The following is a 13192-nucleotide window of genomic DNA, read 5'->3' on the forward strand; positions in this document are numbered from 1 at the left end:
TTTCAAGATATGCTATTTGGCCTTTGGACGAAAAGGTTTGATCACAGACTCATCGCATTCGATGTTGAATATGGATTCGGTTCATTAGGTCTATGCAATAGGGAATCGCAGGGCAAGATAGAGAGCGCATCGAGACGCTCTTAACTTTCAAGATATGCTACTTAGCCTTTGGACGGAATGGTTTCATCACAGACTCATCGCATTCGAGGAAAGGTCCGTTCATTAAGTCTATGCAATAAGGGATAGCTGGGAACACTGCATCGAGACACTCACGAATCGATTTAGGCTTACCAGGCAAGTTTACGATCAAGGTATCGCCACGCAGACCCGCTGTTTGACGTGAAAGTATCGCGGTCGGCACAAACTTGAGTGACTCAGCGCGCATGAGTTCACCGAAACCAGGCATCATGCGGTCACAAACGGCTTCCGTCGCCTCAGGGGTGACGTCTCGCTTTGCAGGACCTGTACCGCCAGTAGTGACTATTAGGCTACAGTTCTGCTCATCGGCCATCTTGATTAGCGTCGCAGATATCACATCTTGTTCATCTGGGATAACCTCATAAACAGGCTCCCACTCAGAAGTCAGGTATTGGTTCAATACTTCAATTATCGCTTTACCAGAGAGATCTTCATAGATGCCTGCACTAGCTCTATCACTGACAGTTACAATACCGATTTTAGCTTTCGTCATCTTAAGTCCTACTGGTGTGGTTATCTTCGGCAAGCCCTATCAATGGCACCGAAATTAGAGATATTAGTTTCATCTAAACTAGCATGATTCACACCCATTATATCTGGCTTATGGACAAAAATGAGACTTGTTCCAACCTTTATATAAACTGGATAAGGATTCTTGAACTACAAACTTCTGGACTGCCAATACTTACGCTTCCAATAGCTATTATTTAAGGTGGATATGATCACCCCCTTGCTTGCCGATGCATGGAGAAATTTGGAATGACCTAGGTAAATGCCAACATGACGACTCGACCAGCCAGTTTTGAAGAACACAAGATCGCCGGTTTTCAGCTCCCCCTTAGAAACTAGATGTCCAAGATCTTTCTGATCTGCCGTTGTTCTTGGCAGATTTTTACCCAAAACCTCTTTATAGGCCAAATACACTAATGCTGAGCAGTCGACACCACGCTTACTCATGCCACCATAACGGTAGGGAGTTCCCTTCCATTCATGATGAAATGCCATAAACTTCTTTTTTAATGCCAGCTCCTTGATATTCACCGGAGCAGCGGCTGACATTCTAGCCTTAGTGGCTGCTAGATTAGTTGGTTCGTCTGCATCAACCTCGTCTGGCAATTGGCTCGAACACCCAGACATAAAAAGTAGAAGCATGATAACTAAGATGGAAATGGGTCTTAACACATCAGTGCCTCAAAGAAAGTATCAAAAAATAAACAGAGATAAGTAGCTTAAAGCTATGTTAACACTGGAGGGATTCACAAAAAGAGAACTCAGTATGATTCCTTAATATTTCCTTATAGCTGGCAAGGTTAAACCGCTTGTCCTGCCGCTACACCTGATGACCATGCCCACTGGAAGTTAAAGCCGCCTAACCAGCCGCTGACATCCATCACCTCTCCGATAAAGAAAAGCCCGGCAGCAGACTTAGCTTCCATGGTTTTCGACGACAGCTCATCTGTATCTATCCCGCCTAGTGTGACCTCGGCTGTACGGTATCCTTCGGTGCCATTCATTAGGATTTCCCATGACTCGAGATCCACAGCAAGCTGTTCCAGCTCTTTATGAATCAACTGATTCAGTGCCTTGCTTAGCAGGGCTTCATCGAATAGAGCCTCCACCAGACGTTTAGGTAGCCAATGGCTAAGGGTATTTCTCAGGTTCTGCTTTGGATGATTAGCCAGCACGAGTTCAATTGCGGCTCTAGCATCTATACCCGGAAGTAAGTTAATGCTAATTGTCTCACCCGGCTTCCAGAAGTTTGATATCTGCAGAATTGCAGGGCCTGATAGGCCGCGGTGAGTGAAGAGTAAGGCTTCACTAAACTGAGTACCGTCTTTTGCCGTTATGGTGCTGGGTACGGCTATGCCAGACAGAGGTTCAAATTTGACTTTCTGCTCGGGTTGCCAGGTAAAAGGCACCAGACCGGCATAGGTCGGCAACACCTTTAAACCAAACTGCTCGGCAAGCTGGTAACCCAATGGGCTAGCGCCTAGCTTAGGCATGGAGAGACCACCAGTGGCTACCACTAACGAATCGCAGCTATAGATCTCGTTGTCGGTGGCAATTTCAAATTTCCCAGAATCAGCTTGAGTGATCTTGCCAATTTCGGTGCGGAGTTTTATCTTGGCACCGGCCCACTCACACTCGGTCAATAGCATGGTGACTATCTCTTTGGCCGAGTCATTACAGAACAGTTGACCATGGTCTCGCTCGTGGTACTCGATACCATGACGCTCCACCAGATCGATAAAGTCGCTGCTGCGATATCTTGCCAGGGCTGATTTTACAAAGTGTCCATTGCCACAAATGAAGTTACTCGGCTCAACCTTCTGATTAGTGAAGTTACATCGTCCTCCACCACTGATGAGAATCTTCTTCCCCGCTTGCTTTGCTGCATCCAGCACCAAGACATCACGCCCACGGTAACCCGCTGTAGCCGCGCACATCAGGCCTGCAGCACCCGCACCGATAATTATGACGTCATGATGTTTCACTTTATTGCCTCAACTTTAAATATAAATACTGAACCAGAATAATTTTGGCCAGACACAAGATACCTCAACTTCCCATCCGTGGAATCTGGCATAAGTGTTCCAGACACAAATACCTCAACTAGCCATCCATGGTATCTGGCATAAGTGTTCCAGACACAAATACCTCAACTTCCCATCCATGGTATCTGGCATAAGTGTTCCAGACACAAATACCTCAACTTCCCATCCATGGTATCTGGCATAAGTGTTCCAGACACAAACACCTCAACTTCCCATCCATGCTATCTGGCATAAGTGTTCCAGACACAAATACCTCAACTAGCCATCCATGGTATCTGGCATAAGTGTTCCAGACACAAATACCTCAACTTCCCATCCATGGTATCTGGCATAAGTGTTCCAGACACAAACACCTCAACTTCCCATCCATGGTATCTGGCATAAGTGTTCCAGACACAAACACCTCAACTTCCCATCCATGGTATCTGGCATAAGTGTTCCAGACACAAACACCTCAACTTCCCATCCATGGTATCTGGCATAAGTGTTCCAGACACAAACACCTCAACTTCCCATCCATGGTATCAGGCATAAGTGTTCCAGACACAAACACCTCAACTTCCCATCCATGGTATCTGGCATAAGTGTTCCAGACACAAACACCTCAACCTCCCATCCATGGTATCAGGCATAAGTGTTCCAGACACAAACACCTCAACTTCCCATCCATGGTATCTGGCATAAGTGTTCCAGACACAAACACCTCAACTTCCCATCCATGGTATCTGGCATAAGTGTTCCAGACACAAACACCTCAACTTCCCATCCATGGTATCTGGCATAAGTGTTCCAGACACAAACACCTCAACTTCCCATCCATGGTATCTGGCATAAGTGTTCCAGACACAAACACCTCAACTTCCCATCCATGGGCTGCGGCATAAGTGTTCCAGACACAAAAAGGGCGCTATTTTAGCACCCTTTTTTATCTTTAACATGCCTAGCAACGCGAGCCTAAGATTTGATTACTCGCTATCTTGGGTCTCAGATTTTATCTCTCTGGCTAACAAGGTTACAGCAGCCTCGCGGGGCGTACCGCCCTCATAGAGCACACGATAAACTTGCTCGGTGATCGGCATCTCTACACCTAGTCGCTTAGCTAGAGCATAAACTTCTTTGGTATTACGGTAGCCTTCGACCACCTGACCAATCTCTTCCTGAGCCTCTTCGACACCTTGCCCCCGGCCTAAAGCCAGACCGAAACGACGATTACGGGATTGGTTATCTGTACAAGTAAGTACCAGATCGCCTAAGCCTGCCATCCCCATGAAAGTGCTGGTTTGCGCTCCCATAGCTTCGCCCAAACGAGTCAGTTCGGCCAAGCCTCGGGTGATCAGTGCTGTTCTGGCATTCGCGCCAAAGCCTATCCCATCCGACATGCCTGCACTGATGGCGATGACATTTTTAACCGCACCGCCGAGTTGCAGGCCAATGAAATCATTGTTGGCATAAACACGTAGCCGCTTAGGACTGTGTAACAGCTCGACAAGATCTTGGGTAAATACGTCATCTGTTCCGGCAACAGAGATTGCCGTGGGCATTCCAGCGGCTAACTCTTTAGCAAAGGTAGGCCCTGAAATTACCGCCAAGGGATATTTATCGCCTAACTCGTCTTCGGCAACCTCTTGCAATAGTCGCCCGGTCTCAGGTTCAAGCCCTTTTGTCGCCCAGACAATACGTGAATCTTCACGTAGCAGAGGCTTAGCTTGACTCAGTACCATGCCAAAGACATGACTGGGAACTACGACTAAGATGTTATTCGATGCGGCTAGCGCCGTCGCCAAGTCGGCTTCAGGAATAAGCAGGTCGGGGAGAGTGATCCCAGGGAGAAATGCCTCATTAGCGCGGTCACGCTTGAGGTTTTCGATATGCTCAGGGTTATGACCCCACAGCAAGGTTCGATGGCCGTTACTGGCTAAAGAAATAGCAAGGGCGGTGCCATAAGACCCCGCCCCTAATACCGTAATATCGGCAGTATTTTTCATATAACTACTCGCTCAATGCCAATTCATTCGAGACTAATGTTCGAATGAATCAGCCACTATCTGAGCAGCGACTGAAAAATGCTGAACAGATACGTTCAGTTTTTAATTACGCGCTTGCTTCTTCAGTCTTAGCAGCTTCTTCTGCACCGGCTTGACGCTGGTTAACGTACTGAGCAAAAAGTGCGTCGAAGTTAACTGGTGCTAGGTTTAGCTGTGGGAAAGTACCACGAGAAACTAAGCTACCCACTGCTTCACGAGCATATGGGAATAGGATGTTAGGGCAATATGCACCTAGTGAATGAGCAAGTTGCTGCTCAGTCAGACCATTGATGGCGAAGATACCAGCCTGCTGAACTTCACAAAGGAATGCAGTTTCATCACCGTTCTTAGCAGTAACAGTCAGAGACAGGACAACTTCGAAAACATTGTCTGCTAGCTTAGCGCTACGAGTATCAAGATCTAGCTTAACTTCTGGATTCCACTCTTTCTGGAAAACAGCTGGGCTGTTTGGAGTCTCGAAGGAGATATCCTTGGTGTATACACGTTGGATATTGAATTGAGGATCTTGTTGTTCGTTGTTTGCTACTACTTCAGCCATAATATTTACCTATCCAATTTATTAGGCTTCAAAATTGAAGCCAATTTAAAGGGCTTTGGTTACTTGAGACCTGTAATTCGCTCTCAAACACCATCCCGGGTTATTGTTATCTTTTACTTTTTGTTACTGGCAGATTACTTGACTGCCATTCACCCATGCCACCTTTGAGGTTATGTACAGATTCGAAACCTGCTTTAACCATCAGCTGCGAAGCTTGTGAAGACACCATCCCCGCATTGCATACCATTATAATGGGACTTGCTTTAAACTTTTCAAGGGCTGAAAGTTGATTATTTTTAATTTCAGATAAAGGCACATTCAAAGCATCAACGATATGACCCTTCTTAAACTCAGATTTTTCTCTTACGTCTATCACTTTGGCATCTTGCTTATTCATCAACAAGGTAGCCTGTTGATTATCGACCGTAGTGACTTTAGAGATACTGGCTTTGAAAACGCTAACGATAAGGCCAATCAAAAGACCTATCCAGGCTAAACTGAGCATAGGGTGCGCTTTCAAAAATTCGATATATTCTTGCATGGTGATCTGCCTACTTCTTAGGGCTGAAAATACAATTAGGGCACAGAGTATACCACCGCGATTAGAGATTGCAGCATCTTGTTGAAAGACGAAAATTCGGTAAATGGAGAGTCTTAATAACAGAGATGCAAACTCGATGGTCTCAATCTAGGTAAATTTCTTTTTCAACTAGGCCTTCCGTAGTAATATTTATCCAATTTCATTTTCAATTTTATCTTTCAAACTTAAAAAGGTACTACCATGACGACACGCAAACGCCCCTTGGCATTGCTGATCCTCGATGGCTGGGGTTACCGCGAAAATACGCACCAAAATGCTGTTTTCCATGCTGAAACCCCGGTTTTGGATCGACTCAATGCCCAATACCCTAACAACCTAATCTCAGCTTCAGGTTTAGATGTGGGACTCCCAGATGGTCAAATGGGTAATTCCGAAGTAGGCCATATCAACATTGGCTCAGGACGCATTGTTTATCAAGAACTTACAAGAATAGGTAAGGCGATTGATGATGGTGAGTTTCAGCAAAACCCGGCACTACTCGAAGCCATAGATCTGGCTATCGCCAAAGAGGGTGCTGTACACATAATGGGACTACTTTCTCCCGGTGGCGTACATAGCCATGAAAGTCACATAGAAGCCATGTGCCACTTGGCTGTCGAACGCGGTGCTAAGCAAGTATATCTACACGCTTTCCTCGACGGTCGCGACACTCCACCACGCAGTGCAAAATCTAGCTTGGCTCATTTTGATGATCTGTTTACTAGATTAGGTACCGGCCGCATAGCATCATTAATCGGTCGCTATTACGCAATGGACCGTGATAATCGCTGGGATCGTGTGACTCAAGCCTATGATTTGATCACCCAAGGCGAGTCTCTGCATCAATACACCAATGCAGTCGACGCACTGGAAGCGGCTTATGAACGTAACGAAAACGATGAGTTTGTCGCAAGCTCGGCGATCACAGATGACCAAGGTAATGTCGCTAAGCTTAACGATAATGATGCGCTTATCTTCATGAATTTCCGTGCCGACCGCGCACGTCAGATCACTCGCAGCTTCGTCGACCCAGATTTTGATGGCTTCGAACGTAAAGTGACCACCCAAGCACATTTCGTGATGCTGACTCAGTACGCCGCGAATATCCCGGCCGCGATAGCTTATCCGTCCACGGAATTAGTCAATACATTAGGTGAAGTCCTACAGAGTCGAGATAAGACGCAACTGCGTATCTCAGAGACTGAGAAATATGCCCATGTGACTTTCTTCTTCAACGGCGGTAAAGAGGAAGCATTTAAGGGAGAGGACAGAATACTGATCCAATCACCTAAGGTGGCGACCTATGATCTGCAACCTGAAATGAGCTCTCCAGAACTAACCGACAAGTTAGTCGCAGCCATAGAGTCTACTGATTATGATGTCATCATCTGTAACTATCCAAACGGAGATATGGTTGGCCATACAGGTAGCTTCGAAGCCGCAGTTAAAGCCTGTGAGGCTGTAGATTTCAGTATTGGTCGCGTAGTGGAGGCGCTAGCTAAGGTGGGAGGAGAGTGTTTAATCACTGCCGATCACGGTAATGCCGAGCAGATGACAGATGAAAAAACAGGTCAAGCACACACGGCTCACACATGTGAACCTGTACCACTAATCTACGTTGGACGTGATGCAAGTATCGAAGATGGCGGTCGCTTGAGCGATCTTGCTCCAACCATGTTAACCTTGATGGGAGAAACTGTGCCATCAGAGATGACAGGGCGCTCCATCATTAAAATAAAAGAGTAACCACTGACACGTGAATATTCGTTTTTTCAGTAAAGCCAGCATTCTTGCTGGCTTTATCATGCTTTCAACACCACTGCTGGCCTCAGACCTACAGCAGCGTCAATCCGATCTTAAGACACTGCAATCACAGATAAACAGGCAAGCATCGGCTCTAAAAAACTCCACGAAGCAACGAGAGAAGTTAACCTCATTGCTGAAGAAAGATGAAAAAGCGATCGCCTCCGCCGCTAGAAAAGTCAATGAAACTAAAAATTCACTATCCAGAACAGATAAAAAACTAGCTGAATTAGATAAGAGCCAAATCAAGCTGGATACACTAAAGAAGAGCCAGCAGGAAACATTAGCTCATCAGTTAACCAGTGCGTATTTAGCGGGTAATCATGACTACACTAAGATGCTACTCAACCAGCAGAGCCCTGCAAGTATCGAACGTCTACTCGCCTACTATCAATATTTGAATAATGCCCGCATGGCATCTATCAATGAGTTAAAACAAACCATTGAAGAGCTCAATGATATTCAAATTGAACAAATATCCCAGAAGACTCAGCTTAATAAACTGATCCTCAACCAGCAACAACAGGCTAAACAACTCAATCTGGAACAGAGCCAAAGACAAAGAACTTTGACCCAACTACAGAGAACACTCAATACTAGTGGCGCCAAATTAGAGCAATTACAAATAGAAGAAGCCAGTCTCAAACATGTCGTCGAGCAAGCCATCATTGCCATGAGAAATAATCCTAAGATGGAAGGATTATCGAGAAGCAGAACCCTGAGATGGCCGACTAAGGGTCGTATTAAGTCAGGCTTCGGCAGTCGACGTTCTGGTCAGGTAAAATGGAAAGGCGTAACCCTCTCGGCTCCGGAAGGACAGAAAATAACGGCTATCGCAGCGGGAAAGGTCATCTATGCAGACTGGTTGCGTGGCTTCGGTATGGTGCTAGTTGTCGATCATGGTAAAGGTTACATGAGCCTGTATGGTCATGCTCAAACCTTGCTAAAAAATCCAGGAGACTCTGTAACTAAAGGAGAATCCATTGCATTAGTCGGTCGCTCGGGTGGACAGACAGAGCCTGGCCTATACTTTGAGGTAAGGCATAAAGGGCAAGCTGTCGATCCAGCGAGATACTGTAGACGCTAGGAGATATGCAGCCCTTAAATATAGGGGCTGCCATGTCAAAATATATTCGCTATCTTTGTAGTATTCTCGTTGGTGTAGGTCTAGGCATATCCGTTACCCTATCGGGACAAGAAAATGCCGAACAGTATCATCACAATTTCAACTATCCACTCCTACTCGACGTCATCGATACTGTTGAGACTTACTATGTTACAGAATTAAGCCAGGATGAGCTTATCGCTGCAGCAATCGAAGGTATTTTTGCTAAGTTAGACCCTTATTCTAACTTTCTCGATAAAGATGAATTCTCCAATATCAGAAATGCCAACAAGGGTGAATATTTTGGTTTTGGCATAGAGATAGCCACTGAAGATAACAAGATAACCATAATAACCCCCTTCCCAGATTCTCCCGCCGAACAGGCGGGCATAAGACCTGGCGATCGAATAGTGAAACTCAACAATCAGAAAGTCGATTACAGCAAGTTAGACGATTTGCTTAAGGAGATTAAAAACCATAGCCAGAATAATCAATCCATTGTACTCGCTCTAACTCACCATAATATGAACACTGTCTATGAAGTCACCCTTGCCCCAAGTCTCATCTCAGTTCACTCGGTCACGGCAAAATTGCTGGAAGGCAATATTGGCTTTATCAAGCTTGCTAGCTTTCAGGACAATTCCACCGAGGAGATGGTCAAGCAATTAACCCTGTGGCAACCTCTAAAATTGCAGGGACTCATCTTAGATCTCAGGAATAACCCAGGAGGCTTACTCGATCAAGCCATAAAAATTGCCGACATATTTCTTGAAAAAGGCAGAATAGTCTCAACCGAAGGACGATTCTTCGATGCCAATTCAGACTATTATGCTTCACCACAAACTATGCTTCTGGACGTCCCTATGTTGGTATTGATCAATAAGGGATCGGCTTCGGCTTCTGAGGTACTTGCCGCCGCACTACAGGATAACAAAAGAGCCAAGTTGATAGGTCAAACTAGTTTCGGGAAGGGAACCGTACAAAGTCTAATACCTACATTAATGGAAGGAAACGCAATAAAGCTCACTATCGCTAAGTACACTACACCCAATGGCCGTGACATCAATCGCAAAGGTATCGAGCCAGATATAAAACTTCATCTAGATGCTGTCACAAAAGAACAAACTGTGCCTATAATCGACGGAACCCATATCCATGATAAAATTGAAAAAAATAATGCTGAAGCAGATCTAATACTAAATTCAGCAATTACATGGATTAAAACTAATTCATAACGCCTTTACCCTTAGTGTAAAAGGTATGGAAAATACTTAACACTGTGCGCTTTTTAATACTTTTTTTAGCTTCAATTTTTGCATCTAGTTATGTAAATGCAGCTCAAGTTGCAATCATCATTGACGATATCGGCTATCGTCATTCCGATGAAGCCGTACTGAGCCTGCCAGATAACATAACCCTCTCCGTGCTTCCTCATACACCTCTAGGCCGTTCAGTTGCACATACTGCACATCAAAGAGGCTACGAGGTTATGCTACACCTGCCGATGCAGGCACTTAACGGCAAGAAACTTGGCCCAGGTGGCATAACCAATGACATGAGTGAAATAGATGTTAAGCGGATCATACAGCAGGATTTCGAGAGCATCCCTTTCGCTAAAGGCGTCAACAACCATATGGGTAGTTTACTGACTCAACTCGATGAGCCCATGCGCTGGGTTATGGAAAGTCTAAAGCAGAAGCAAGTCTACTTCGTAGATAGTATGACAACGCGCTTTTCTAAGGCTGGCAGTACCGCTGAAAAACTAGGGATCCCTCAGTTAAAACGACAGATATTCTTAGATAATGATCTATCACCAGCGGCCTTAAACCAACAATTTGAACGTCTTATCGCCTTGGCACATAGGCAAGGTCAGGTCGTTGCTATAGCTCACCCATATCCTGAGACAATAGAATATTTAAAACTAAATCTACCACGGTTACAGCAGGCAGGTGTCAGCCTAGTTAAAACCTCAGATCTGCTAGCTTATAGACTAGCAGCAAACAAAAAACAGCAAAGAGCAGGCAAAGACGCCGCCATCAGATTGAAGTAGTCGCAGATATAATTCTAGAACAGCTTCTATGAACAGAGTTCAAGTACAGGAATAGACAATTCAGGCAGCAGCTTTATCAATTCCCGATTATTACTAACTATATCCGCCAGTGAATATTGATCTAATACAGTTAAATAAGCCGTAACAGCCTCGGCTAATACGCCTCTTAGCTGACAGGAGGGTGTTAGGCGACAATAAGGTTTACTGCAATCAATAGGTGCAAGTGAATTTTCTAACACTCTCACCAGTTGACCAATATTGATATCTTGCGGTGACTTGCCTAAACGAAAACCACCACTCTTACCACGAATAGTTTCTAAGTAACCTAGCTTACCTAGGCGGTGCACTATCTTAGATACATGGTTAGGTGATAAGTCAAAGACCTGAGTGATCTCAGCAATTCGAAATAGAGTCTCTCTATCAGGCTGAATAGCCAGATACATTAAGGTACGAATACCAAAATCAGTATAATGAGTTAACTGCATTAAGCACCTTACAAAGTTAATCTAACTGGTTTGAGCCTCTAAAAAAGAGATCAAACGAATAGCTTCGGTATTAGTACTGCCACAAACATCAATAGTAGCAGAGAAAGAGCTGCACACGTCCGGGCGTTCTTTCATCCCAAAAATCATGCATAAATTGTCATTTGATAACTGAATGCACCGCTCACCCGCCGGCTTACCTTCAGGCATTCCAGGAATGGAACTCGTAATAGATGGGGCAATACAGCAGGCTCCACACCCAAGTCGGCAATTCATAACATCATTCCTTTCAGCACATTATACCTATTATTAAGTAGTCTAGTCGCCGTTAAGATCACAGCATCTTCTAATAAAGCGAATTCATTTAGACTAGTTTACTCTTTTTGTAGCCCTGCCGTCTTTGATTCACAACAAAAGCAGCCCATAGGCTAGGGAGAATAAGCCGTGAATAAGTCGAAAACCAATCGGTAGCTAACTTAACAGGTATGAATCTACATACAGATGGCAGCCAAGTCTGGCCAAACACACTCCATAAAAGAAGAGCGGGCTTTCGTCTTTGTGTTGGCGGATGAATATCACACAGTGATGTGCTCATGAACGAGAGGTTTGGTAAGCATGGCCAGCCATAAGCTTGCGAACGAGAGGCAGGGACTGCCGAACTGGCTTCTGTACACGGATGTATATAGCCGAGCAGGGCTTTTAAGCATGGATGCTGTTGGACTATCTCTTATTAAAAAACTAACTCGCGACACATATAACAACCAAAATTCAGACACCAAAAAGCCCTAACACTCCCTGTTTATAAGAAGCGTTAGGGCTTATCGTAATGTTGGCGAAGCGGACTAGCACTTTGTTAAAAGATGAACCCGCGCCCCCGGCGTGACAGGCCGCTTTCTATTCAAAAGAAGCTAACCAACTGAACTACCGCTCTTTTAGCAAATTGCTTTTGCATAATGCTGAATGTTTTTCGTCATTCTCACTCAAAAAGTGAACACGAAAAAGCCCTAACACTCTTTTTTTATAAGAAGTGTTAGGGCTTTTTCGTAATGTTTGTGGGCGAGTGTGGCGTCAGGCACAAGCTTTCGAGCGCGTAGCTGGGGCGGACTATCTCTTTTTAAAAGATGAACCCGCGCCCTCCCGGCGGGACAGGCCACTCTCCGTTTAATAAAGAGTCTAACCAACTGAACTACCGCTCTGTTTTTATCTTTTTTCTACTCAAAATTCAGACACGAAAAAGCCCTAACATTGCTGTTAGGGCTTATCGTAATGTTTGTGGGCGAGTGTGGCGTCAGGCACAAGCTTTCGAGCGCGTAGCTGGGGCGGACTATCTCTTTTTAAAAGATGAACCCGCGCCCCCCCGGCGGGACAGGCCGCTCTCCGTTTAATAAAGAGTCTAACCAACTGAACTACCGCTCTGTTTTTATCTTTTTTCTACTCAAAATTCAGACACGAAAAAGCCCTAACATTGCTGTTAGGGCTTATCGTAATGTTGGCGGAGCGGACGGGACTCGAACCCGCGACCCCCGGCGTGACAGGCCGGTATTCTAACCAACTGAACTACCGCTCCTTTAGCAAAGTGCTTACGCATATTGCTAAATTCTTTTTAAGTCGCTAGCTTGTCATGGCTAGGAGACTCGCTTTATCTTTATTCAAGATCAAAGCTAATTAGGCGCCTGGAAATGACCTACTCTCACATGGGGAGACCCCACACTACCATCGGCGCGATTGCGTTTCACTTCTGAGTTCGAGATGGGTTCAGGTGGTGCCACAATGCTATGGTTTCCAGACTAATTTGGTAAATTTGAAAAGCTGTCTATTCAGAATCTTTTAAAATAT

At 45.1% G+C, this 13192-nt stretch carries 12 protein-coding genes, 1 tRNA gene and 1 rRNA gene; 4 read left to right on the forward strand and 10 right to left on the reverse strand.

What is annotated here, in order from left to right; genetic code table 11:
• Positions 1–157 precede the first annotated feature (157 nt).
• The 6 genes from mog to SVI_RS20405 all read right to left on the reverse strand — a co-directional run bounded on the left by mog (position 158) and on the right by SVI_RS20405 (position 5877).
• Positions 158–691 (reverse strand): molybdopterin adenylyltransferase, encoded by a 534-nt coding sequence (gene mog, locus SVI_RS20380; protein WP_013053554.1) that lies wholly within the window; start codon positions 689–691, stop codon positions 158–160.
• 167 nt (positions 692–858) lie between these two features.
• Positions 859–1350, reverse strand: coding sequence for an NlpC/P60 family protein (locus SVI_RS20385; RefSeq protein ID WP_041420495.1), 492 nt, complete (start codon positions 1348–1350; stop codon positions 859–861).
• A gap of 158 nt (positions 1351–1508) precedes the next feature.
• A complete protein-coding gene (locus tag SVI_RS20390) occupies positions 1509–2693 on the reverse strand; it encodes a BaiN/RdsA family NAD(P)/FAD-dependent oxidoreductase (RefSeq protein ID WP_013053556.1) in 1185 nt (394 codons plus the stop codon).
• Positions 2694–3718: 1025 nt separating this feature from the next.
• Positions 3719–4738: an NAD(P)H-dependent glycerol-3-phosphate dehydrogenase gene (gpsA, locus tag SVI_RS20395; RefSeq protein ID WP_013053557.1), complete on the reverse strand. Its 1020-nt coding sequence runs from the start codon at positions 4736–4738 to the stop codon at positions 3719–3721.
• Positions 4739–4844: 106 nt separating this feature from the next.
• On the reverse strand, positions 4845–5336 hold the full coding sequence (gene secB, locus SVI_RS20400; RefSeq protein ID WP_013053558.1) for a protein-export chaperone SecB: 492 nt from the start codon (positions 5334–5336) through the stop codon (positions 4845–4847).
• Positions 5337–5442: 106 nt separating this feature from the next.
• A complete protein-coding gene (locus tag SVI_RS20405; protein WP_013053559.1) occupies positions 5443–5877 on the reverse strand; it encodes a rhodanese-like domain-containing protein in 435 nt (144 codons plus the stop codon).
• Positions 5878–6117: 240 nt separating this feature from the next.
• Here SVI_RS20405 and gpmM point away from each other — a divergent pair, with 240 nt between their 5' ends.
• From gpmM to SVI_RS20425, 4 genes are read left to right on the forward strand one after another with little or no spacing between them, the layout of a single operon-like run.
• Positions 6118–7662 (forward strand): 2,3-bisphosphoglycerate-independent phosphoglycerate mutase, encoded by a 1545-nt coding sequence (gpmM, locus tag SVI_RS20410; protein WP_013053560.1) that lies wholly within the window; start codon positions 6118–6120, stop codon positions 7660–7662.
• A 58-nt stretch (positions 7663–7720) separates the two neighbouring features.
• On the forward strand, positions 7721–8806 hold the full coding sequence (locus SVI_RS20415; protein WP_157608909.1) for a murein hydrolase activator EnvC family protein: 1086 nt from the start codon (positions 7721–7723) through the stop codon (positions 8804–8806).
• A gap of 32 nt (positions 8807–8838) precedes the next feature.
• On the forward strand, positions 8839–10059 hold the full coding sequence (locus SVI_RS20420; RefSeq protein WP_013053562.1) for a S41 family peptidase: 1221 nt from the start codon (positions 8839–8841) through the stop codon (positions 10057–10059).
• A 44-nt stretch (positions 10060–10103) separates the two neighbouring features.
• Positions 10104–10874, forward strand: coding sequence for a divergent polysaccharide deacetylase family protein (locus SVI_RS20425; RefSeq protein WP_013053563.1), 771 nt, complete (start codon positions 10104–10106; stop codon positions 10872–10874).
• A 26-nt stretch (positions 10875–10900) separates the two neighbouring features.
• Here SVI_RS20425 and SVI_RS20430 read toward each other — a convergent pair whose 3' ends face one another.
• The 4 genes from SVI_RS20430 to rrf all read right to left on the reverse strand — a co-directional run bounded on the left by SVI_RS20430 (position 10901) and on the right by rrf (position 13143).
• On the reverse strand, positions 10901–11359 hold the full coding sequence (locus SVI_RS20430) for an Rrf2 family transcriptional regulator (RefSeq protein ID WP_013053564.1): 459 nt from the start codon (positions 11357–11359) through the stop codon (positions 10901–10903).
• 21 nt (positions 11360–11380) lie between these two features.
• Entirely contained in the window at positions 11381–11632 is a 252-nt protein-coding gene (locus SVI_RS20855; RefSeq protein WP_013053565.1) for a YkgJ family cysteine cluster protein, read from the reverse strand.
• 1214 nt (positions 11633–12846) lie between these two features.
• Positions 12847–12923 (reverse strand) — tRNA-Asp (locus SVI_RS20435).
• A gap of 104 nt (positions 12924–13027) precedes the next feature.
• A 5S ribosomal RNA gene (gene rrf / locus SVI_RS20440) occupies positions 13028–13143 on the reverse strand.
• Positions 13144–13192 lie beyond the last annotated feature (49 nt).

This window comes from Shewanella violacea DSS12 (genome assembly GCF_000091325.1).
Classification (GTDB): domain Bacteria; phylum Pseudomonadota; class Gammaproteobacteria; order Enterobacterales; family Shewanellaceae; genus Shewanella; species Shewanella violacea.